Source organism: Microbacterium sp. BE35 (assembly GCF_031457705.1).
In the GTDB taxonomy this organism is placed as follows: domain Bacteria; phylum Actinomycetota; class Actinomycetes; order Actinomycetales; family Microbacteriaceae; genus Microbacterium; species Microbacterium trichothecenolyticum.
On the sequence record NZ_JAVDXD010000001.1, the window covers coordinates 936,122 to 957,614 of the forward strand.

Sequence of the window (21,493 nt, forward strand, 5' to 3'; positions counted from 1 at the left end):
ATAGATGTCGCGAGCCCCGGGTTGGCATCCATTACCGTACCGAACGGTACAAATAGAGATGGGACAGACCATGGCAGACCTCGCCAGCAAGACCGCGCTCGTCACGGGTGGGACCTCCGGCATCGGACTCGCGGTCGTGCGCCGCTTCGTGGAGGAAGGCGCCCACGTCGTCGTCACCGGACGCACCGCCGAGAAGCTGCAGGCGGTGAAGTCCGAGTTCGGGGATGCCGTGACGATCGTCCAAGGTGAGGTGTCGCGCATCGAGGATCTCGACGACGTGTTCGCCGCGGTCGGCGAGCGGGGATCCGGACTGGACGTCGTGTTCGCCAACGCGGGCGGCGGCGAGTTCGCCGCCCTCGAGGACATCACCTGGGAGCACTTCAGTTCGACGTTCGAATCGAACGTGGGCGGCACGGTGTTCACGGTCCAGAAGGCGCTGCCGCACCTCAACCAGGGCGCCGCCATCGTCCTCACGTCCTCGAACATCGATGTCAAGGGCAGCGCAGCGTTCAGCGTCTACGCCGCGTCCAAGGCCGCTGTCCGCAGCTTCGCCAGGAGCTGGGCGGCCGAACTCGTCGATCGGGGCATCCGAGTGAACTCGGTCGCTCCCGGCCCGATCGCGACGCCCGGACTGAGCGGACTGGCCGCCGAGCCGGAGCAGGCCGAGGCGCTCCTCGGCGGACTCGCCGCGGGCGTTCCGATGCGTCGCCTGGGGTCGCCGGAGGAGATCGCGGACGCGGTGCTGTACCTCTCTTCCCCGAGGAGCTCCTACGTGACCGGGGCGGAGCTGTACGTCGACGGCGGCGCAAGCCAGATCTGAGGCGACGACGATCTGCGCGCCGGGCCTGATGCCCTCTGCGGCCCCGCGCGCAGACGTCGCCACAGATGCGGAGGAGACCGTGCCGTCCCCTACGTTGGAAACGTCACCCGACGTCAGGAGGGCTTGCATGGCTACCAGGGGTCGACCACGCGAGTTCGACCTGGACGACGCACTCGACAGGGCGATAGAGGTGTTCTGGCGGCACGGTTACGAAGGCACCAGCTTGAGCGACCTCACCGACGCCATGGGCATCAACCGCCCCAGCCTGTACCGCGCCTTCGGCAGCAAGGAGGCCACGTTCAAGCTCGCCGTCGACCGGTACGCGCGCGTCGACATGGCCTACGTCTCGGATGCTCTCTCGGCACCGACCGCGTACGAGACGGCGCATCGCTACCTCCTCGACAACGTCGACGCCATCACGCTGCCGGGACGCCCTCCCGGGTGCCTCTCCATCCAGGGCGGACTCTCGAGCGCGCCGCAGGATGCGGGCATCGTCCGCTATCTCGAGGAGCGGCGGGCGGATGCTGAGGCGCGATTCGCCGAGCGCTTCGCCGCGGCCATCGAGGCCGGTGACCTCGCCGCGGACGAGGATCCCCGCGACCTCGCGCGCTACATCACCACGGTTTCTGCGGGCCTCGCCGTGCAGGCGGCGGCCGGTGCCACCCGTGAGGAGCTGAAGCGGGTGGTGCACCGTGCGCTGAAGGGCTTCCCGCGCCCGTCGTGATGCCGGCCCGGCGTACTGTGCTCCGCGCCGGCGCTACACATCAGTCCAGCAGCAGGGCGGGCTCCTCGAGGATCGACGCCACGTCGGCGATGAAGCGCGACATGCCGTCGCCGTCGACCACCCGGTGGTCGAAAGAGCCGGCGACCGTCGTCACCCACCGCGGGCGCACCTCGCCGTCGACCACCCACGGCTTCTGGCGGATGGTGCCGAGAGCGACGATGCCGGCCTCGCCGGGATTGATGATCGGGGTGCCCGCGTCCATGCCGAAGACGCCGATGTTCGTGATCGTGATCGTGCCGCCGTGCTGGTCGGCCGGCGTCGTCTTGCCTTCGCGCGCCGTGAGCGTCAGCTTCTCGAGCGCGCGGGCGAGCTCGCGCATCGACAGATCCTGCGCGTCCTTGATGTTGGGCACGAGCAGGCCGCGCGGGGTCGCGGCGGCGATGCCGAGGTTCACGTAGCGGCGCACACGGATCTCGGCGCCGTTGTCGGCATCCACCCACGCCGCGTTCACCATCGGGGTGCGCCGGGCCGCCCAGATCACGGCGCGCGCCATGATGAGCAGCGGCGACACCTTGATGTCGGCGAAGTCCGGCGAGGTCTTCAGCCGCTTGACGAGCTCCATCGTGCGGCTGGCGTCGACGTCGGTCCACACCGACACGTGCGGGGCGGAATACGCCGACTGCACCATCGCCGACGACGTGGCCTTGCGCACGCCTCGCACCGCGATGGTCTCCTCGCGACCGGCGGCATCGGGCGCGGGCGTCGAGGGAACCACGGCCGCCGGGCCAGGCGACGGGGCCGATGCCGATACGGGGATGGTCTCCTCGCGCACGTCGCCCCACTCGGGGGTCTCGATGTTGCGGAAGACGCTGGCCTGCGACGCGTGCCGCACGACGTCCTCGCGGGTCACCTCGCCGGCAGGGCCGCTGGGCGCGACTGCGGCCAGTTCCACCCCCAGGTCGCGCGCGAGCTTGCGGATCGGGGGCTTCGCGATGACGCCGACGGATGCTGCGACCCGTTCCTCGGCCGGAACCGCGGGCTTGCGCCGCCGCGACTGGACGTGTCCGCCCGTGCCGTAGCCGACGAGCACCGCACCCTCGTCGGCGGCCTCGGCGGGCTCGCCGTGCTCGGACTGTCCGACGGTGGCCGGGGGCGCAGCATCCGTCTCCGAGGCGATCGTGATGATGGCCGCGCCGACGTTCACGGTCGCGCCCTCCGCGGCGAGCAGTTCGCCCACCGTGCCGGCGAACGGCGAGGGCAGCTCGACCAGCGACTTGGCGGTCTCGATCTCGACGAGCACGTCGTTGACGGCGACGCTGTCGCCGGGGCGGACGCGCCACTGGACGATCTCGGCTTCGGTGAGGCCTTCGCCGACATCGGGGAGGACGAACGTCTGGGTGCTCATAGGTCGCCTTTCGGTCGTTGAGCGTGTCGAAGCGGTCAGTACGCGAGGGAGCGGTCGACGGCCTCGAGGATGCGGTCGGCGTCGGGGAGGTAGGCGCCTTCGAGCTTGGCGGGCGGGAACGGGGTGTCGAAGCCCGACACCCGCAGCACCGGGGCCTCGAGCGCGTAGAAGGCGCGCTCCATCACGGTCGCCGCGACCTCGGAGCCGAGCGAGGTGAAGCCCGGGGCCTCCTGCGCGTAGACCATGCGGCCGGTGCGACGGACCGAGTCGAGGATGGGCCCGTAGTCCAGCGGAGAGAGCGAGCGGAGGTCGATGACCTCGATGCTCGTGCCCTCGGCCTCGGCGAGCACCGCGGCCTGCAGCATGGTCGTCACCATCGCGCCGTGTCCGACGAGGGTGATGTCGGTGCCACGGCGGACCACGCGGGAGGCGTGCAGCGGCAGGGCGCGCGCCGACGTGTCGACCTCGCCCTTCTGCCAGTACTTGCTCTTGGGCTCGAGGAAGATCACCGGGTCGGGCGAGGAGATGGCGTCCTGGATCATCCAGTAGCCGTCGTTCGGCGTCGACGGGCTCACGACCCGGAGGCCGGCCGTGTGCGTGAAGTACGCCTCGGGGCTCTCCTGGTGGTGCTCGACCGCGCCGATGTGCCCGCCGTACGGGATGCGGATGACGACGGGCATCTGCAGCGCGCCCTCGTGGCGGTTCGTGAGCTTGGCGAGCTGCGTCGTGATCTGGTCGAACGCGGGGAACACGAACCCGTCGAACTGGATCTCGACGACCGGACGGAAGCCCGCCATCGCGAGTCCGATCGCGGTGCCCACGAGTCCCGACTCCGCGAGCGGGGTGTCGAGGACCCGCTGCTCGCCGAACTCGGCCTGCAGGCCCTCGGTCACGCGGAAGACGCCGCCGAGCTTGCCGATGTCCTCGCCCATGAGAAGGACGCGGTCGCTGCCGGCGAGCGCGGCGCGCAGCCCGGCGTTGATCGCCCGGCTGAACGGCAGGGTCTGCACCGCGGGGGCGGCGGCCTGGGCGGTCGCGGTGGTGGTGGTGGTCGGGGTGCTCACGCTGCGCCTCCTTCGAAGGATGCCTCGTAGTCGGCGAGCCACTGCCGCTGCTCGTCGATCAGCGGATGCTGCTCGGAGTAGACGTGCGCGAACATGTCGTCGCGCTCGAGCCCGCCGAGCGCGTTGGTGCGGGTGCGGACGTCGTCGGCGAGCGCCTGCGACTCGGCATCCACGTCCGCGAAGAACGCTTCCGACGCGCCGCGGCCGATGAGGAACGCCTTCATGCGCGCGATCGGGTCGCGGCGGCGCCACGACTCCTCCTCGTCGGAGGTGCGGTACTTGGTGGGGTCGTCGCTCGTGGTGTGCGCGCCGAGGCGGTAGGTCATGGCTTCGATCGCCTGCGGTCCGCCGCCGGCGCGCGCCTCGTCGAGCGCGGTGCGCGTGACGGCCCAGCTCGCGAGCACATCGTTGCCGTCGATCAGCGTGCTCGGCATGCCGTAGCCCTCGCCGCGCTTGTACAGCGGCGAGCGCGACTGCGTCGCGACGGGCACCGAGATCGCCCACTGGTTGTTCTGCAGGAAGAACACCTCGGGCGTGCGGTAGCTGTTCGCGAAGACCATCGCCTCATGCACGTCACCCTGGCTGGAGGCGCCGTCGCCGTAGTAGACGATGACGGCCTCGTCGCGGTCGAGGTCGCCGGTGCCGCAGCGCCCGTCGAAGACGAGGCCCATTCCGAAGCCCGTGGCGTGCAGCGTCTGCGAGCCGAGCACGAGGGTGTAGATGTGCGTGTTGCCGTTCTTCGGGTCGGTCGGGTCCCACCCGCCGTGCGTCAGTCCGCGCATCACGCGGATGATGTCGATCGGGTCGACGCCGCGGATCTTCGTGACCACGTGCTCGCGGTAGGACGGGAAGAGGTGGTCCTGCGCGCGCGCGGCGCGGGCCGAACCCACCTGGGCGGCCTCCTGCCCGTGGCTCGGCGGCCAGAGGGCGAGCTGCCCCTGCCGCTGGAGGTTCGTCGCCTGCACGTCGAACGCGCGGATGACGGCCATATCGCGGTAGAACGTCTCGAGGTCGGCATCGCCGAGACTCTCGACGGCCTCCCGATACGGTTCGGCGGCAGGGCTCGGTGCGAACGTTCCGTCCGCCTCCAGAAACCGCACCAGGGCGTGATCGTCGACCGGGATCATGAATTCACGCTATCTCTCCGTGCATGCGCGATTCTGCATGCGTTCGACAACGAATGCCGGGAACCACCAGGCGCGATCGACAACCGCACCGGCCGTCATCCCTCACGGCGGGCGGCGACCGCCGCCGCGATCCGCAGCACCTGTTCGACGGATTCCTCCTCGCCGACCGAGATCCGGATGCCGTCGCCGGCGAAGGGCCGCACGATCAGTCCGGCCTCCTCGAACGTCGCCGCGAACGCCGTCGTGTCGTCGCCGGTGGGCAGCCACACAAAGTTGCCCTGCGCCACGGGGACGTCCCACCCGGCCTGGCGCAGACCCGCCGCCAGCCGGTCGCGACGATCGGCGATCACGCGGACGCGCTCGAGCAGCTCGTCCTCGGCGTCGAGGCTCGCCAGCGCGGCCTCCTCGCCGTGGGCGGTGACCGACAGCGGGATCGCGGTGCTGCGGGCGGCGTCCAGCACGCGCGGGTGCCCGATCGCGTACCCGACGCGGAGCGCGGCGAGCCCGTACGCCTTCGAGAAGGTGCGGAGCACGACGACGTTGGGGTGGCCCGACCCTCCGAGCACCCGCAGCCCGTCGACCGACTCGGGGTCGGTGACGAACTCGGCGTAGGCCTCGTCGAGGATGACGAGCACGTCGGACGGCACCTTCTCGACGAAGGCGTCGAACTCGACCTGTGTGACGATCGGCCCGGTGGGGTTGTTGGGGCTGCACACGATGATCGCGCGCGTGCGGTCGGTGATCGCCGCCGCCATGGCGTCGAGGTCGTGCCGGGCGCCCTCGGCGAGCGGCACCTGCACGGCGGTGGCGCCGGCGACGACAGCGAGCCACGGATACGCCTCGAACGAGCGCCAGGCGTAGATGACCTCGTCGCCCGGGCCCGAGGTCGCCAGCACGAGCTGCGCGAGGATCGAGACGCTGCCGGCGCCGATGTGGACGGAGTCGGCGCCGACGCCGAATCGCTCGGCCAGCCGTTCGCGCAGGCGTGCGGCCGTCGCATCCGGATATCTGTTCAGCGCCGACGCGTTCCGCACCCGCTCGAGCACTCCGGGCAGGGGGTCGAAGGGGTTCTCGTTGCTCGACAGCTTGAAAGCGTCTGCGCCGGCCTGCCGGCCCTGCTTGTACGGCGGCAGCGCGGCGACCTCGGGGCGCACGCGGACGGGGATCTCGGGGGCGTCGGTCACGCCCCGAGTCTACGAGCGGGGAATCAGTCGCGCCTCCCATGCAGGGGCGCCGCACAGCCCGGTGTGGCTCCTATCGGTCGTGGGCAGGGGCGTGGAAGACTGGGCGGACTATGGGCTTCCTCATCCGCGTGGTCATCAACGCCTTCGCGATCTGGGTCGTCACCCTGATCCCGGCGCTCCAGGTCTCGGTCATCCCGTTCCCACCGGGCGAGACGCTCCAGCTGATCCTGACGCTGCTGATCGTCGCCGCGATCTTCGCGCTCGTGAACACGATCATCGGCACGGTCATCAAGGTGCTGGCGTTCCCGCTCTACATCCTGACGCTGGGTCTCATCGGCCTCCTCATCAACGCGTTCCTGCTCTGGCTCACCGCGTGGTTCACGAGCTTCTGGAACTGGGGCCTGCGGGTCGAGGACTTCTGGTGGGGTGTGGTCGCCGCGATCATCATCACCCTGATCAACTGGGTCGTCGGCATCATCATCCGCCCGCGCAAGGACTGACTCACCCCTCACCCCGGGTCGCCGAGAACTCGGTCACCTCGACCGATTCGGCGCGCGCGAGATCGGCGAAGACGTCTCGCAAGGCGTCGACCCGCGGGTCGGTCGAGGCATCGACCAGAGCCGCCGTCTCGGCGTAGGCGTTGAGCCGGTGGGCGGGCAGCCGGGGCTCGTCGGTGCCGACGTCGGGATCGAAGACGCGTTCCGCGACGAAGCTCCCCGCCGCGCCGACCGCGGCGGCGTGGCCACCGCCGGCGAGCCCGGCGACCGGGTCGTCGGTGTGCCGGAGCGTCACGCTGAGGGTGCCCGATCCGACGTCGGTGTCGACGGGCGACCCGATCGAGACCAGCGTCCGCGTGTCGTAGCCGCCTTCCAGCGCCAGATGCCCGGCGATCATCGCCCCCTGCGAGAACCCGAACACGTGCACGGTGTCGCCGGGCTCCACGCCCGCCTGGTCGAGGGCGGCCCGGGTCGCCGCGTAGGAGTCCGACGTCCTGCCCGCGTACAGCTCCACGTTGGATGCGTTGTCCCACGGCTCTTCGCCGCCCGCGCCGAACGACTGCATGCCCGCGATGTACACGGCGAACTGCCGCGACCCGTCCGGCATCGCGTACCGCTCGATGCGCACCCGCGAGTCACCGGCCCCCGGCATCCGCTCGGTCACCGCCACGAGGCTCTGCGGCGCGACCGATGCGGGCGACCGAGACGGCCGGGACGCGGCGACGCCGGCTGAGGTCGCGCCCGCCGGTGGGCCGGCGACGACCGGAGCCACCGTGACCGGACCCGCCGTGCCCGAAAGCCGCGCGTCGCGCGACAGCCTCCCGGCACCCGCGACCCCGACGACGGCGGCGCCGCCGAGCGTGAGCAGCCCGGCGGCGGCGCCGGCCACGATCGAACCGGGATCGCTGACCTCGCCGCCGACGACCACGCCCCACTGCGTGGCCTGGCGGACGAGCTCCGACGGCCACATGACGGCGCGCTCGAACTGGGCGCCGAGTGCGATGCGCCACGCATCGGGGTGCGCGTCGACGAGGGCGGTCATGCGGGCGTCGAGCCGTTGCGCGCGGTCGGTGTCGCCCGCGAGAACGGCGGCCCGGTGCGCCGCCTCGATCTCCACCATCTCGTACGCCCAGCCGGCTTCCCGCAGCGCGCCGGCGATCTCGTCGGCCTCGGCCCGCACCGCCTCGAGGTTCGCGGCGAGCACGGATGCTGCGCCCCGGGCATCGGCGGTGTACTCCGGGTGCGCCCCCAGCTCGGCGCGGAGTGCACGCAGTCGCTCGCCGATCGCGGTGAGCTCCTCCCGCGCGGTGTCGAAGCGGACCGCCGCTGCCGAGAGCGTCGCGGTGTCGACCGCGACCGCACCCCCGCCGCGGATCTGAAGGCCGTCGTCGACGCGCGGCCAGCGCTCGGCGAGGAGGCCGACGGCGCCCTCGTTCGGGCCGAGCCGCCCCACCTCCGGCGCCAGCTCCGGATCGAGGAGGTTCGGGCCGGGCTTCGTGTCGCTCATCGCCGCGCCCCCGGGAAGAGGCCGGGGAAGGAACCCGCGAACGCGGCGCGGTCCTGCGCACGGGAGACGTCGTACCGGGCCGTCTCGGCCAGGCACGCGAGGCCGGACACATCACCGGCCCACCGCGTCGCCCGATCGTGGAACGCTGTCGCGGCCTTCGCCTGCCAGTCGACGGCGTCGGCGAGTCCGCGGGCGACGAGCGCGGCGTCCGTGATCCGCTCGATGATCCGCGCCAGCTCGCGCGCGACCTGGGCCAGCTGGTGAGACGCCGCGTCGGCGGCCGGTTCAAGCAGTGTCACCCGTCGATCGTCGCGGGAAGGGACGTTCCCGCGACCGCCCGCGCGACGATCTGTTCACGGCGCAGGGCCGCACCCCGGATGTGGAGGAGGGGCGCCGCTCCTTTCGGAACGACGCCCCTGAGGGCGGAGCGATCGCGGGCTACTTGCCCACGACCACCTCGACCGTGTCGGCCCCGGTGTTGCCCGCAGCATCCGTCGCCGTCCAGGTGAAGCGATAGACGGCGCCCTTCACGGCCTTGACCGTGAACGTGTCGTCGTCGACCTGGGTCCACGACGCCTTCGCGCCCGAGACGCTCACGTCGGTGAGTTCGACGGTCACGTCGCCGCGATCATCGGCCGCGTCGATCGAGAACTGCACCGTGCGCATCTTGTTGTTCGGCGGCCAGATCAGCTCCGGGTCCGCCGTCACCTCGATGGTCGGATCCGTCGTGTCCGGCGGCGTCAGGTCGAGCCCGACGATCACGGGGTCGTGGTCACTCGAGCGGTATGCGTCAGGTGCATAGAGCGCGTCCTGGGCCGGGAGCTTGAACGACATGTCGTAGTCGATCAGGCTCGGCTCGTCGGAGTTGATGTGCCACGACGAGACTCCCGACACGTCCGCGGTGAGGGCCGGCTGCGCGAGTGCGTAGTCGAGGTAGCCCAGCTGGCCGTCGAAGACGTACGAGTACGCGTGCTCGCCGTTGAACTGCTTCTCCAGGTCGGTGAAGCCGCCCGCGACGAACGCGTCGATCGAGTCCTCGTGGTCGTACGAGTTCAGGTCGCCGATGACGATCGCACGACCGTCGGGAGCCACCGTCTCGTTGAGCCACTTCGTGAGAGCCGTGGCGGCCGCCGTGCGCGACGCGCTGCAGTTGCCCTGGCCGTCACCGAGGTCGGGGCTCTCGGCGCACGCCGAGCCCTTCGACTTCAGGTGGTTGACCGACAGCACGAACTCCTCGCCCGTCTCCGTCGACGCGAACCGCTGGGTGACCGCCGGGCGGTGCCGCGCGTCCGACCAGGTCGGGTCGACCGCGCTCGTCATCAGCTGGTACGTCCCGACGGGGGTGACCGTCGACGGCTTGTAGATGACAGCCGTGGTGATCGCGTCCGTGCCGATCACGCCGGTGGTGACCGGCACGTACGTGCCCGCACCCACCTTCGCGTTCAGCGCGTCGGCCAGCGCCTGGACGGCCGTGCCGTTGTTCTCGATCTCGAGCAGGCCGAACACGTCCGCGTCGATCGCCGCGAGCGCCTCGACGATCTTCGTCTGCTGGCGCAGGAACTCCTCCTGGGTGTCGGCGCCACGGTAGTAGTCGTCGTCGTTCGAGTTGGTCGGCGTCGGGTCGATCGAGGTGAAGTAGTTCAGCACGTTGAAGCTCGAGATCTTCAGGTCGCCGCCGACGTCGGGCACGCCCGTCCGCGCGTTGGCCACGGTGAAGTCGGCACCTTCGGTCGGCTGCACGCCCCACGTGTCGAAGCGGTAGTCCAGGATGCCGGTGGCGTTCTGGACGAGGTCGCCGCTGCGGAACGAGTGGTCGAGCGTGAAGACCGCGCCGTCCGGATGGATTGCCGGGTCGGGGTTCTGGGTGCCGCGGCCGTCGTCCAGCGTGATGCTGTTCTCGACGTTGGCGGCGGCGAGCGCGTTGGCGGCCGCCCCCGGCTCCACGACCGCGGTGGGGGTGTCGAGGCGACCGTTGGTGAGGGTGATCGTGCCGAAGCGGCCGTACTCGAACGTCTCGCCGATCGCGAGGTTCTGCGGAAGCGTCACGTACATGCCCTCGAGCGCCTCGCGCTGCGCGGTCGTCGCCGGCAGGCTGAGCGGCGTCGCCGCGGGCAGCGACTGCCCGGTCGCACACACCTCGACGTCCGCGGCCACGACCTGCGTGAGACCGAAGAACTCCGCGACCTCGCCCGCGACGCTGACGCTGTCGCCGACGTTCACCGGCGCCCCGCCCGGCGCGTACACGAAGATGCCGTCCGAGGTCGCAGCGTCGCCGTCACCCGCGTCCTGCACGTAGTACCCGTCGAATCCGCCGGTCTGGAAGTCGCCCACGACGACGCCCTCGATCAGCACGTCCTGTCCCTGGATCGACGACGCCGCACCGTAGCCCTGGACGGACCCGATCGCCAGCGGAGTCGCTGCGCAGTCCGCCACGGGGCCGGGATCGGGGTCGGGGGGCGTCAGGTGCCAGCCGAGGCCGTCGAAGGTGTCGCTGGCGTAGCCGGTCCACTCGACTGCGGGATCGAACGGGTCCGAGCCGTTCGTGTCGCCCTGCACGATGTTCGCATTGCGGCGCAGCGTGTTGTCCATCGTCGACGCGAGCCCGGTGCCCCACTGGGAACCGGGGTCGACACCGATCTGACCGATGAGGTCGACGATCTCGGTGCCCTTGACCAGCGCGACGGCGTCATTGCCGTTGAAGAGACCGAGGTTCGCCGACTGGTCCGCCTGGGCCAGGATGGCCGCGTTGGCGAGCGCGTGCGAGAACACGTAGACATCCCCGGGGGCGACGCTGCCGGTGAGGTTGATCGTAAGGCTGACGGTGGGGCTGCCGTTGGAGTACTGCTGCAGCTTGTATCCGGTCGCGGCGAGGTCGACCGCCGTCGTGCCGGGGTTGTAGATCTCGATGGCCTTGTTGTTCGAGGAGCCTTCGACGTACTCGCTGATGAACAGATCACCGGATGCTGCGGCCGCGGGCGCGGCGAAAGCCACGACTCCTCCCGCGGCGAGCGCCGCGGCTGCGATCGCAGCGGCGATGGGACGGGGTGCTGGGGACACGAGACCTCCACGGGATGACGGCGGTCTGTGGACCGCGCATGGGGAAAGGGCGGCCTGGTCGCCGCCCGTTCGTCACAAGCTAGGCGAGCAGCATCCGTCATCGGAAGACCCTGAGAGGAGAACTCCTTAACGTTCGGTGTCCGCTCGGTCCAGAATGGAACCCATGACCGCGACCGACGCGACGCCCTTCCGCGTCGTGTTCGTGTGCACGGGGAACATCTGCCGCTCGCCGATGGCGGAGGTGGTGTTCCGGGGATTCGCGGATGCCTCGGGCCTCGGTGCGCGCGTCGCCTCGACGAGTGCCGGCACCGGCGACTGGCACGTCGGCGAGCAGGCCGACCTCCGCACGATCGAGGCGCTGGAGCGCGCCGGCTACGACGGCTCGCACCACCGCGCGCGGCAGTTCACGCACTCGGACTTCGCGCGCAGCGACCTCGTGGTCGCGCTGGATCGCAGCCACGAGCGGATCCTGCGCGGATGGGCCCGGACCGAGGGCGACGCCGACAAGATCGCCCTGCTGCTGGCCTTCGATCCCACAGCCCGCACGCTCGACGTCCCGGACCCGTACTACGCGGGCCCCGGAATGTTCGACGAGGTGCTCGGTATGATCGAGAGCGCGAGCCGGGCGCTCTTCCGGCAACTCGAACCCGCCATCCGCCCGGTGTGAAGACACCGGATCGACGGTCGTCCTCGGCGATACCGACGGGAGCCCCCATGACCTCTCTGCCTCCTCAGCCGCTCAGCCCCCTCGACGGGCGCTACCGCCCCGCCGTCGGGGAGCTGGGCGAGTACCTCTCGGAGGCGGGCCTGAACCGCGCCCGCGTCGAGGTCGAGGCGGAGTGGCTCATCGCCCTCACGGACCGCTCGCTGTTCGGCACCTCGCCGCTCGCCGACGCCGACAAGGAGCGCCTGCGGGCGCTCTACCTCGAGTTCGGGCAGGCCGAGATCGACTGGCTCGCCGAGAAGGAGTCGGTGACCCGTCACGACGTGAAGGCCGTCGAGTACCTGGTGCGCGACCGCCTGTCGACGCTCGGCCTCGACGCGATCGCCGAGCTCACGCACTTCGCGTGCACGAGCGAGGACATCAACTCGACGTCGTACGCCCTCACCGTGCAGCGCGCCGTGCAGCGCGTGTGGCTGCCGAAGCTGCGCGCCGTCATCGCCGCGCTCACCGAGCTCGCGGTGAACCACCGTGACGCCGCGATGCTCTCGCGCACGCACGGCCAGCCGGCGACGCCCTCGACCATGGGCAAGGAGCTCGGCGTGTTCGCCTGGCGTCTCGCCCGCGTCGCCGACCAGATCGAGGGCGGCGAGTACCTCGCGAAGTTCTCGGGCGCCACCGGCACGTGGTCGGCGCACCTGTCGGCCGCGCCCGACGTGGACTGGCCCGAGGTCTCGCGCGCGTTCATCGAGGGCCTGGGGCTCGATTTCAACATCCTCACGACCCAGATCGAGTCGCACGACTGGCAGGTCGAGCTGTACGACCGCGTGCGTCACGCCGGCGGCATCCTGCACAACCTCGCGACCGACATCTGGACCTACATCTCGATCGGCTACTTCACCCAGATCCCGGTGGCCGGCGCCACCGGCTCGTCGACGATGCCGCACAAGATCAACCCCATCCGATTCGAGAACGCCGAGGCGAACCTCGAGATCTCGGGCGGCCTGCTCGGGACCCTCTCGCAGACGCTCGTCACGAGCCGCCTGCAGCGCGACCTCACCGACTCGACGACGCAGCGCAACATCGGTGTCGCGTTCGGGCACTCGCTGCTCGCGCTCGACAACCTCCAGCGCGGCCTCAAAGAGATCTCGCTCGCCGAGGATGTGCTGCTGGCCGACCTCGACCAGAACTGGGAAGTGCTCGCCGAGGCCATCCAGACGGTGGTGCGCGCCGAGATCGCGGCCGGGCGCTCGCAGATCAGCGACCCGTACGCGCTCCTCAAGGACCTCACCCGAGGCCGCCGCGTGGGCGCGCCCGAGCTCGCGGAGTTCGTGCGCGGCCTCGACATCGGCGACGAGGCGAAGCAGCGCCTCCTCACCCTCACCCCGGCGACCTACGACGGCCTCGCCTCGCAGCTGGTCGACGAGCTGGGCTGAACCGCACCTCTGCCGCGAGACCCCGATTCTGCGGAGAGACCCCCGGGGCCGGGCTAGGTACAGCCGTGCGCGCGGACCTCAGGCCTTCGGGTTCCCGGATGCGGCGGCATCCGGGTTCTCGCCCTGCTCGGGCTCGTCGGGCTTCTCGTCGAAGAGCACCGGCTTGTCGATCTGCTTCGTCACCTGCGCGGGGTCCACGGCCAGGAGCAGCAGCGACACGATCAGCAGCACCGCGATGAAGCTGATGCCGGCGATGACGAGCGCCGTGACGACCGCGCGCTCGGCCTCGCCTGCGGCGCGCTGCTGGAAGAAGCCCATCGACACGAGCGTCACGATGCCCGCGAACAGGGCGGCCGCGAAGGCGAGCCCGAGCAGCTGGAGGGGCTTCATGAGGTCGCGGCGGGTGGGGCTTTCGTGGCTCACGCGGAGTCCTTCTGCGGGGTGGGATCGGCGGACGCGGACGCCTCCGCCGTGAAGTCGGGGGCCCCGGCGTCGTCCGGGGGGCGCGGCGAGAAGCCCGCGATGCCGAGGTACACGGCGACGATCGCGGCGTAGCCGCCGAAGAGGCCGACGCCGATCGTGATGCCGGTGAGGGTGAACGTCGCGTGGGCCTCTTCGATCGTGTAGTCCAGCGCATACGCCGGCTGCACGAACAGGAGCGCGATGCCGAGGAGGATCGTCAGGGCGCCGACGACGGCCGCATCGCGGCTCTCGGCGCGCGGACCGACGAGCGCGGCGGGCCGTGCGTCGGCGACACCGGGCGCGATCTCGCGCCGCTCGCGACGACCGAGGAGGCCGCGCCAGCCGGCGATGAGCTCGATGACGCCGCTGATGAGCGCCCACGCGATCACGATGACGAAGTATCCGGTGACGGTGCGCAGCGGGTAGAGGCCGCTCGCCATGCCGGCGACGATGGCGACGCCGCCGAGCGCGGCCGATGGCCAGCGGAGACCCTTCGGATAGACCAGCCACACCGCGAGCAGCAGCACGAGGCCGGTCGCGATCGTGAAGCCGCTGAACACCGAGCTGCCGACCAGGGCGGAGTGGTCGGGCGAGAACGTGATCATGAGCGCCGCGAGCGCTGCGAACGCGGCGCGTGCGAGCTGCACGTGGCGCACGGCGAACGTGCGGGAATCGGCTGAGGTCACGGTGATCCTGCGGAGCGGCGGGTTCTCAGGAATGAGAACGGATGCCTCCAGTCTACGTGCGTGGCGGCTGGGAGCTTCCGGGCGCCCGTCGGCGGCCTCAGTCCAGGGTGTCGAGGATCGCGGTCAGCAGCTCGAACGTCGTCAGCGGCGAGATGATCGCGAACCGCAGCACGGGCTCGCCGGCGTGGGAGCTCGGCACGACGAAGGCGTGCTGCTCCTCGAGCAGGTGGCTCGACCACGCCTCGTAGTCGGCGAGCGTCCAGCCCTCGCGGCGGAACACCACGACCGACAGCTGCGGGTCGCGCACGAGCGAGAGGCCCTCGCGCGACTCGATCTCGTCGGCGATGCGGCGCGCGAGGTCGATGCCGTACTCGATCGTGGCGCGGTACTGGTCGGTGCCGTGGGTCGCGAGCGAGAACCACATCGGCAGGCCTCGGGCCCGGCGGGTGAGCTGGATGGCGAGGTCGGACGGGTTCCAGTCCGGCTTGCCGGTGAGGGTGTCGAGGTACTCGGCCTTCTGGGTGTGGGCTGACAGCGCCAGGGCGGGTTCCCGGTAGATGAGCGCGCACGCGTCGAAGGGCGCGAACAGCCACTTGTGCGGGTCGACGATGACCGAGTCGGCGAGCTCGACGCCCGCGAAGACGGGCCGCATGCTCTCGACGAGCATCGCCGCGAGACCGTACGCGCCGTCGACGTGGAACCAGATGCCGCGCTCGCGCGCGACGGCCCCGACGCTGGCGATGTCGTCGACGATGCCGAAGTTGGTCGTGCCGCCCGTGGCGACCACCGCGAACACCGCGTCGCCGTGGTCGTCGAGCACGCGCGCCACGGCGTCGCCGTGCAGGCGACCGTTCGCATCGACCTCAGCCGTCGCGACGTCGACGTCCATGACCGCCGCGGCCGACGCGATCGACGAGTGGGCCTCGGCGCTGCACACGATGACCCACCGGGGCGGGGTCTGGCGCCCCTCGTCCGCCGCGCGGCGGCGGGCAGCATCCCGAGCCGTCACGAGGGCTGAGAGGTTGCCGATCGTGCCGCCCTGCACGAACACGCCGCCCGCCCCCGCCGGCAGACCGAACTCCTTCGCGAGCCAGTGCAGCACCTCGTTCTCGGCGAACACCGCGCCGGCGCCCTCGACCCACGAGCCTCCGTAGATGGCGGATGCCGACACCACGACGTCGAACGCGAGCGAAGCCTTGCTCGGCGCCGAGGGGATGAACGAGAGGTACCCGGGGTGGTCCGTCGACACGCACGCCGGGGCGAGGACGTTCTCGAAGAGGGCGATCGCGCGCCGCGAGCCGATGCCCTCCGGGGTGATCGAGCCGGACGCCAGGCGCTCCAGGTCGCGCGGGCTCATCGGCTTGTCGAGCGGCACATCCTCGTACAGGGCCCGGCGCCGCGCGTACTCGAGCACGTCCTCGACGGTGTGACGGGTGTCGGGGGAGATGCGATGCATGTCGTCGGGCGCGGTCACGGTGAGTCCTTCCAGAGGGTGGCCTCGCCAGGCTATGCGCGTGGGACTGCGCCTTTCAATCAGCATCTCGCGTCAATTCGGCAACGGGGTACGCACTCTGCTCACCGTTCACGTACATTCTGTTCATGGTGGCTCCCCTGGACGATCTCGACCGACGCCTGATCTCGCTGCTGCGCGCCAACGGCCGGGAGTCGGTGGTGCGCCTGTCGGAGCGGCTCGGCGTCACCCGCACGACGGTGAACAAGCGGATCGAGCGCCTCGTCGATTCCGGCGTGATCGCCGGCTTCTCGGTGCGTCTCCACGATGTCGCGAGCGACTCGGCCGTGCGCGCGATCACGTTGGTCGCCGTCGAGGGGCACGACGCGCGCGATGCGATCCGCCAGCTGCGCGGCATCCCTCAGATCGCGGCGCTCCACACGACCAACGGCCGCTGGGATCTCGTGGCCGAGCTCAGCTGCGGGAGCCTCGGCGACCTCGACGGCGCCCTTGCCGCGATCCGCAGCACGGCAGGCGTGCGCGACAGCGAGACGAGCATCCTGCTGAGCTCGGCCGTCGCCTGACGTCGGCAGCGGGACGATCGCGCCCGGGCGCGACCGGAAGAGCGGCCGGCGGATGCCCGTGCACGCTCGACACCGTCGAGCGGTCGTGGACGCCGCCGCGGCACTCGACGAACCCGGCCCGATCGAGCAGGAATGGAGAAGCACCGTCCAGAGCGCCTCGGTAGCGTGAGGATCACGGGACGCGAAGGCGCCCACGAGCGTGAGGAGAGCATCATGGCGAAGACGGCATCCGACGGACTGTCCCAGGAGGAGCGCGAGGCGGTCAAGAATCGCGCGAAGGAGCTGCGCGACCAGGCCAAGGCGGGCAAGAGCCGCGAAGCGGGGACGAAGCAGGTCCTCGAGGCGATCGGCAAGCTCGACGGCACGGACAGGGAGATCGCGGAGGGCCTGCACAAGGTGGTCGGCGAGGTCGCCCCCGACCTCGTGCCCAAGACGTACTACGGGTTCCCCGCCTACGCGAACGCGGCCGGAAAGGTCGTCGTCTTCACGCAGCCGGCCTCGAAGTTCAAGACCCGCTACGCGACCATCCAGTTCGACGAGACCGCCCACCTCGACGACGGCGACTTCTGGTCGACGGGCTTCGCGGTGCTCGCCTGGACCCCCGCCGTCGAGAAGAAGATCACCGAGCTCGTCGCGGCCGCCGTGGCCTGAACCCACCGCGCCCGACGCACCGCGGGGCGCAGCATCCGTCATCGATGCGGATGCTGCGCCCCGCGGTCGTGCACGCTTCAGCGGTCGGGGTCGGTCGGCCTCGCGGCGGCGCGATCGGCGTGGCCGAGCGCGCGGTCGGGAGCGATGCGGTCGCGCACGCGGCGCTTCAGCACGACGATGTCGGGGAAGCCGCCGTCGGCCTTGCGTGACCAGACGAGCCCGTCGTCGGCGTACACCTCGAAGATCCCGCCGGTGCCCGGCTCGAGCGTGGCGCCGCCACCCATGAGCTCGTCCTGGAAGGTGGTGAGGAGCTCCTGCGCGACCCATGCCGCACGGAGCATCCATGCGCACTGGGTGCAGTAGACGACGCGGATGTGATGGCTCATGCGCCCGTCCCGTCCGCCTTCAGGAACTCCGCGGCCGCATCGCGGAAGGCGCGTGAGCCCGGGGCGTTGAAGTGATGGCGCCCCGGGATCTCGATGAAACGGCCGTTCGGCGCGGTCGCCGCGAGGGTCCGCGAGCGCTCGAGGATCGCGTCCTCGGTGCCGGTCGCGAACAGCACCGGCTGGCGCGGGGGTCGCTCCGGGTCGGGGTCGGCGTCGCCGAACCGCATCCCCTCGGCCAGCGCGATGAGCGCGCGGAGGTCGTTGTCGGGCACCCGCTCGGCGAGCTTCACGTAGTTCTGGGTGACAGGATCCTCGACGGGTATGCCCTCCTCGGCATACGCCCTGGCCTGCTCGATGCGCAGTCGGCCGAGCGGACGCCCGTCCGGGATTCCGCCCAGCACGGCACGGCTCACGTGCTCCGGGGCGTCGACCGCGAGCTGCCAGCCGACACGGGCCCCGAGCGAGTAGCCGACGTAGCGGACGGCGTCGACGAGGTAGGTGTCGAGCACGGCGATCAGGTCGCCGACGAACGCGCTCATCGAGTATGCGACGGGATCATCCGGCTTGTCACTCGCGCCGTGGCCGCGCTGGTCGACGCCGATGACGCGATATCCGGCGCTGGTGAGCATGCGCACCCAGCCGGTCTCGACCCAGTTGTCGCGGCAGCTCGACGCGAACCCGTGCACGCACAGGACGGTGTCGGCGTCGGATTCGCCCCAGGCGTACGTCGCGAGCTGATAGCCCTCGGCCGACATGATGTAGCTCGGCGGCGGCATCTCGGTACGCGGGATCGGGGCGACGGCATCCATATCGCCATTCTGCTCCTGCCCCGCGAGCGGCCCCGCACGGCAACCCGGACAACGGTCGCCAATCCCTTCCGCCCGGGCGGAAAGTTGCACAGGTTACCTCGCACCGCACCGGATATCAACCGGGCTGAGTGTCAGTGCGTGCTCCGCATACCTTCACGTCATGAGCACCGACAACCGCGACTACCGCACGACGGACCCGCGGAGCACCGACGGGGACCTGGATCGTGATCGCGATCTGACCCGCTACCCCGATGCCGACCGCACCCGTCCTCTCACCCAGGACCCTCGGGTCGACGCCGACCGCGACGGAGTGCCCGACGTGCAAGAGGCGCGTCGCGGGCGCGACATCGACAGCGTCACCGATACCCGCGAGGCGTCGTTGCGCGACGTCGTCGTCGGGCGCGAGCGCGAGCGCTTCGGAGGGATCAAGTTCGGCAGCGCCTTCTTCGGCTGGCTCACGGCACTGGGCGCACTCGTCGCGCTGACCGCCGTGGTCGCCGCGATCGGCGCTGCCACCGGCCTCACCTCGCCTCAGGCGGTCGACGACGCCGCCGAAGCCGCGACCGGCAACGTCGGCGCGGCGACGATCATCGGCGCGATCGCCATCGCCGCCGTGCTGTTCATCGCCTACTTCGCCGGTGGCTACGTCGCCGGCCGCATGGCGCGGTTCAGCGGCGCCAAGCAGGGCTTCGCGGTGTGGCTGTGGGCGATCCTCATCGCGATCGTCGTCGCGGTGATCACGCTGATCGCCGGCAGCCAGTGGGACATCCTCGCGAACGTCGACATCTTCCCGCGCATCCCGGTGACCGCCGACACGGCCACGCTCACCGGAATACTCACCGCCATCGGCGCCGCCGTGATCACTCTCGTCGCCGCGGTCTTGGGCGGGATGGCCGGCATGAGCTACCACCGCCGCGTCGACCGCGTCGGACTGGACGGTGTGGACCGCATGGATCGCACCCGCTCCTGAGCCTCGCCCTATGAAAGACAACGAAGAGAAGGGGATCCGCCATGGGTCTGGATGACGACATCAAGCACAACGCCGAAGACATGAAGGGCAAGGTGAAGGAGAAGGTCGGCGACGCGACCGACAACGAGAAGCTGCAGGCCGAGGGCGTGGCGGATCAGGCCAGCGCCAAGATGAAGAAGGCCGGCGACGACATCAAGGACGCATTCACCGGCGACCGGTGACCTGCCGACGACGATGCCCCGGGTTCCCGGCGGACCCGGGGCGTCGTCGTGCGCACGCTCAGAACACGTCCCAGTCTCGCGCCCGCTCGGTCAGCGCGTCGATGACACGGCCGGCGGCGGGCGTCGGGGGGTCGGCGGCTCGGATCGCGAGGTGCAGGGTGTTGATCGGCGCTTCGTCGGAACGGTGCAGCACCTCGACGGTGCCGGCGCCGATGGCGGGCTCGGCGAGGTAGCGGGGCAGCGCCGAGACGCCGGCTCCCGCCACAACCGCGGCGAGCACACCCCGCAGGTCGGGCACCGTGACAGCCACGGGATTGGCGGGTCGATGCCCGAACTGGCTGCGCCAGTACCTGCGCACGATCGAGAGGTCGGTGTCGTAGGCCACGAGGGGCAGGTGCTGAAGTGCCCCCGCCGGTTCGGCGGCGAGGCGCGTGCGGTCGATCGTCCGGGCGAGCGCCGGTGACCCCACGAGCACGAACTCCTCGTCCACGAGACCGCGATAACGGATGCCGCGCACCGGCGTCCGCACCGACGACACCACGACGTCGAGCTCACCGTCCGCCAGGCGTGCGAGCAGGTCGTGGGCGAGGCCCAGCGTGAACGCGAGGCTCACGCCCTCGCCCGTCAGCGGCGCCAGCGCGGGGATGACCCTCGACGCGACGACGTCGCTCGCACCTCCGACCCGCACCGTCTCTGCGGGGCCGGGGGCGGGCGCGACCCACACCTCGCGCAGGCGGTCGACTGGCCCGGCCACGCGGACCGCGAGGGCGTCGCCGGCGGGCGTCGGGGTGGCTCCACGTGCCGAGCGTGTGAACAGGGCAGTGCCGAGCTCGCCCTCGAGCCGGGCGATCCGTTCGCTCACCGACGGCTGGCTGACTCCCAGCCGCGCCGCGGCGGCGGTGATCGAGCCCGCCCGGTGGACCTCGAGGAACGTGTGCAGCAGATCGAGCTCTTGCATGCGGCATCCATCCATCAAGAAATCTATGGCTCAACAGCATTGCAGGAAATGATGGCGATGGATGCCTCGTTCCTTCCCGCAGCGGCTCGCACGGAGCGCCCACCTGAACGGAGAAGACATGGCACACGTACTCATGGCGGTCACTGGCGCCGACACCATCGCGCTCACCGACGGCACCGCGCACCCGACCGGATTCTGGGCGGAGGAGCTCATCGAGCTGCACCGCGGGCTCGTCGCAGCGGGCCACGCCGTCGATATCGCGACTCCGGGCGGCGTACGCCCCACGGTCGACCCCGGCAGCCTCGGCGAGGAGTCCTCGGACGAGCTGCGCGCCTACCTCGCGTCGATCGACGCCCTGCTCGCGCACCCTCGCGCCCTCGCCGACGTGAAGACCGGCGAGTACGACGCGATCGCGCTGCCGGGCGGGCACGGACCGATGGTGGACCTCGCGGCCGATGCCGACCTCGGACGGCTCCTCGTCGACGCGGTCGACCGCGACGCGGTGGTCGGCGTGCTGTGCCATGGTCCGGCCGGCCTCTTGAGCGCGGTGCGTGAGGACGGCTCGTTCGCCTTCGCCGGGCGCCGGCTCGCCGTCTTCACCGACGAGGAGGAGCACCAGGGCGGCCTCAAGGATGCCTCGCCGTACCTCGTGGAATCGCGGTTGCGCGACCTCGGCGCCGTCGTCGCGTCGGGTGAGCCGTGGTCGGTCACGGTCGTCGTCGACGGCTCCCTCGTGAGCGGACAGAACCCGCAGTCGAGCGTGGCCACGGCCCGGCGCCTCGTCGAGGTGCTCTCCGCTCGCTGACGCCGAGGGAGACGGATGCCGCGGCCAGC

The 21,493-nt window shown here is 70.9% G+C and carries 23 protein-coding genes; 10 read left to right on the forward strand and 13 right to left on the reverse strand.

Going from position 1 to position 21,493, the window contains the following annotated elements; all coding sequences use genetic code 11:
• The first annotated feature begins 70 nt into the window (after positions 1 to 70).
• Together J2Y46_RS04085 and J2Y46_RS04090 are read left to right on the forward strand one after the other, a co-directional pair.
• The gene (locus J2Y46_RS04085; protein ID WP_310240402.1) at positions 71 to 820 is read left to right on the forward strand and encodes an SDR family oxidoreductase; all 750 of its coding nucleotides are present in this window, start codon (positions 71 to 73) and stop codon (positions 818 to 820) included.
• 127 nt (positions 821 to 947) lie between these two features.
• Positions 948 to 1,544, forward strand: a complete 597-nt coding sequence (locus tag J2Y46_RS04090; protein ID WP_045301834.1) for a TetR/AcrR family transcriptional regulator — start codon at positions 948 to 950, stop codon at positions 1,542 to 1,544.
• 40 nt (positions 1,545 to 1,584) lie between these two features.
• On the opposite strand, the gene J2Y46_RS04095 is transcribed toward J2Y46_RS04090, so the two are convergent.
• The 4 genes from J2Y46_RS04095 to J2Y46_RS04110 all read right to left on the reverse strand — a co-directional run bounded on the left by J2Y46_RS04095 (position 1,585) and on the right by J2Y46_RS04110 (position 6,324).
• A complete protein-coding gene (locus tag J2Y46_RS04095) occupies positions 1,585 to 2,949 on the reverse strand; it encodes a dihydrolipoamide acetyltransferase family protein (RefSeq protein ID WP_045301836.1) in 1,365 nt (454 codons plus the stop codon).
• A gap of 35 nt (positions 2,950 to 2,984) precedes the next feature.
• Positions 2,985 to 3,959, reverse strand: coding sequence for an alpha-ketoacid dehydrogenase subunit beta (locus J2Y46_RS04100; RefSeq protein ID WP_211255968.1), 975 nt, complete (start codon positions 3,957 to 3,959; stop codon positions 2,985 to 2,987).
• A gap of 50 nt (positions 3,960 to 4,009) precedes the next feature.
• On the reverse strand, positions 4,010 to 5,140 hold the full coding sequence (locus J2Y46_RS04105; RefSeq protein ID WP_045301840.1) for a thiamine pyrophosphate-dependent enzyme: 1,131 nt from the start codon (positions 5,138 to 5,140) through the stop codon (positions 4,010 to 4,012).
• 95 nt (positions 5,141 to 5,235) lie between these two features.
• Positions 5,236 to 6,324, reverse strand: a complete 1,089-nt coding sequence (locus J2Y46_RS04110) for a histidinol-phosphate transaminase (RefSeq protein ID WP_310240404.1) — start codon at positions 6,322 to 6,324, stop codon at positions 5,236 to 5,238.
• A gap of 110 nt (positions 6,325 to 6,434) precedes the next feature.
• Here J2Y46_RS04110 and J2Y46_RS04115 point away from each other — a divergent pair, with 110 nt between their 5' ends.
• Positions 6,435 to 6,824 (forward strand): phage holin family protein, encoded by a 390-nt coding sequence (locus J2Y46_RS04115; protein ID WP_045301844.1) that lies wholly within the window; start codon positions 6,435 to 6,437, stop codon positions 6,822 to 6,824.
• Between the two features lies 1 nt (position 6,825).
• Here the strand turns inward: J2Y46_RS04115 and J2Y46_RS04120 are convergent, their stop codons facing one another.
• From J2Y46_RS04120 to J2Y46_RS04130, 3 genes are all read right to left on the reverse strand, one after another.
• A complete protein-coding gene (locus tag J2Y46_RS04120) occupies positions 6,826 to 8,328 on the reverse strand; it encodes a hypothetical protein (protein ID WP_310240406.1) in 1,503 nt (500 codons plus the stop codon).
• Positions 8,325 to 8,627 (reverse strand): hypothetical protein, encoded by a 303-nt coding sequence (locus J2Y46_RS04125; protein ID WP_245619646.1) that lies wholly within the window; start codon positions 8,625 to 8,627, stop codon positions 8,325 to 8,327. The genes J2Y46_RS04120 and J2Y46_RS04125 overlap by 4 nt, the downstream gene beginning before the upstream one ends.
• A gap of 139 nt (positions 8,628 to 8,766) precedes the next feature.
• Positions 8,767 to 11,385 carry an ExeM/NucH family extracellular endonuclease gene (locus J2Y46_RS04130; protein ID WP_310240408.1) on the reverse strand — a complete coding sequence of 873 codons (2,619 nt, stop codon included), beginning with the start codon at positions 11,383 to 11,385 and terminating at the stop codon, positions 8,767 to 8,769.
• A 163-nt stretch (positions 11,386 to 11,548) separates the two neighbouring features.
• On the opposite strand from J2Y46_RS04130, the gene J2Y46_RS04135 reads away from it, so the two are divergent.
• Together J2Y46_RS04135 and purB are read left to right on the forward strand one after the other, a co-directional pair.
• A complete protein-coding gene (locus J2Y46_RS04135) occupies positions 11,549 to 12,052 on the forward strand; it encodes a low molecular weight protein-tyrosine-phosphatase (RefSeq protein WP_045301847.1) in 504 nt (167 codons plus the stop codon).
• Positions 12,053 to 12,099: 47 nt separating this feature from the next.
• A complete protein-coding gene (purB, locus tag J2Y46_RS04140) occupies positions 12,100 to 13,482 on the forward strand; it encodes an adenylosuccinate lyase (RefSeq protein WP_310240410.1) in 1,383 nt (460 codons plus the stop codon).
• Positions 13,483 to 13,560: 78 nt separating this feature from the next.
• Here purB and J2Y46_RS04145 read toward each other — a convergent pair whose 3' ends face one another.
• The 3 genes from J2Y46_RS04145 to J2Y46_RS04155 all read right to left on the reverse strand — a co-directional run bounded on the left by J2Y46_RS04145 (position 13,561) and on the right by J2Y46_RS04155 (position 16,104).
• Entirely contained in the window at positions 13,561 to 13,905 is a 345-nt protein-coding gene (locus J2Y46_RS04145; RefSeq protein WP_045301851.1) for a hypothetical protein, read from the reverse strand.
• The gene (locus tag J2Y46_RS04150; protein ID WP_310240411.1) at positions 13,902 to 14,630 is read right to left on the reverse strand and encodes an acyl-CoA synthetase; all 729 of its coding nucleotides are present in this window, start codon (positions 14,628 to 14,630) and stop codon (positions 13,902 to 13,904) included. Before J2Y46_RS04150 ends, J2Y46_RS04145 begins: the two co-directional genes overlap by 4 nt.
• Positions 14,631 to 14,727: 97 nt before the next feature.
• Positions 14,728 to 16,104 carry an aminotransferase class V-fold PLP-dependent enzyme gene (locus tag J2Y46_RS04155; RefSeq protein WP_045301855.1) on the reverse strand — a complete coding sequence of 459 codons (1,377 nt, stop codon included), beginning with the start codon at positions 16,102 to 16,104 and terminating at the stop codon, positions 14,728 to 14,730.
• Positions 16,105 to 16,229: 125 nt separating this feature from the next.
• Between J2Y46_RS04155 and J2Y46_RS04160 the strand changes: the two genes are divergently transcribed.
• Together J2Y46_RS04160 and J2Y46_RS04165 are read left to right on the forward strand one after the other, a co-directional pair.
• Positions 16,230 to 16,664: an Lrp/AsnC family transcriptional regulator gene (locus J2Y46_RS04160; RefSeq protein ID WP_310240413.1), complete on the forward strand. Its 435-nt coding sequence runs from the start codon at positions 16,230 to 16,232 to the stop codon at positions 16,662 to 16,664.
• 213 nt (positions 16,665 to 16,877) lie between these two features.
• Positions 16,878 to 17,315, forward strand: a complete 438-nt coding sequence (locus tag J2Y46_RS04165) for a hypothetical protein (RefSeq protein ID WP_310240415.1) — start codon at positions 16,878 to 16,880, stop codon at positions 17,313 to 17,315.
• Between the two features lie 77 nt (positions 17,316 to 17,392).
• On the opposite strand, the gene J2Y46_RS04170 is transcribed toward J2Y46_RS04165, so the two are convergent.
• Positions 17,393 to 17,701 (reverse strand): SelT/SelW/SelH family protein, encoded by a 309-nt coding sequence (locus J2Y46_RS04170; RefSeq protein ID WP_045301859.1) that lies wholly within the window; start codon positions 17,699 to 17,701, stop codon positions 17,393 to 17,395.
• Positions 17,698 to 18,510: an alpha/beta fold hydrolase gene (locus J2Y46_RS04175; RefSeq protein ID WP_045301861.1), complete on the reverse strand. Its 813-nt coding sequence runs from the start codon at positions 18,508 to 18,510 to the stop codon at positions 17,698 to 17,700. The genes J2Y46_RS04170 and J2Y46_RS04175 overlap by 4 nt, the downstream gene beginning before the upstream one ends.
• A gap of 160 nt (positions 18,511 to 18,670) precedes the next feature.
• On the opposite strand from J2Y46_RS04175, the gene J2Y46_RS04180 reads away from it, so the two are divergent.
• A complete protein-coding gene (locus J2Y46_RS04180) occupies positions 18,671 to 19,480 on the forward strand; it encodes a YrzE family protein (protein ID WP_157005664.1) in 810 nt (269 codons plus the stop codon).
• 41 nt (positions 19,481 to 19,521) lie between these two features.
• On the forward strand, positions 19,522 to 19,701 hold the full coding sequence (locus J2Y46_RS04185; RefSeq protein WP_045301863.1) for a CsbD family protein: 180 nt from the start codon (positions 19,522 to 19,524) through the stop codon (positions 19,699 to 19,701).
• 58 nt (positions 19,702 to 19,759) lie between these two features.
• Here the strand turns inward: J2Y46_RS04185 and J2Y46_RS04190 are convergent, their stop codons facing one another.
• Positions 19,760 to 20,659 carry a LysR family transcriptional regulator gene (locus J2Y46_RS04190; RefSeq protein ID WP_045301865.1) on the reverse strand — a complete coding sequence of 300 codons (900 nt, stop codon included), beginning with the start codon at positions 20,657 to 20,659 and terminating at the stop codon, positions 19,760 to 19,762.
• A 118-nt stretch (positions 20,660 to 20,777) separates the two neighbouring features.
• On the opposite strand from J2Y46_RS04190, the gene J2Y46_RS04195 reads away from it, so the two are divergent.
• On the forward strand, positions 20,778 to 21,464 hold the full coding sequence (locus tag J2Y46_RS04195) for a type 1 glutamine amidotransferase domain-containing protein (RefSeq protein ID WP_310240422.1): 687 nt from the start codon (positions 20,778 to 20,780) through the stop codon (positions 21,462 to 21,464).
• The last annotated feature ends 29 nt before the right edge of the window (positions 21,465 to 21,493 follow it).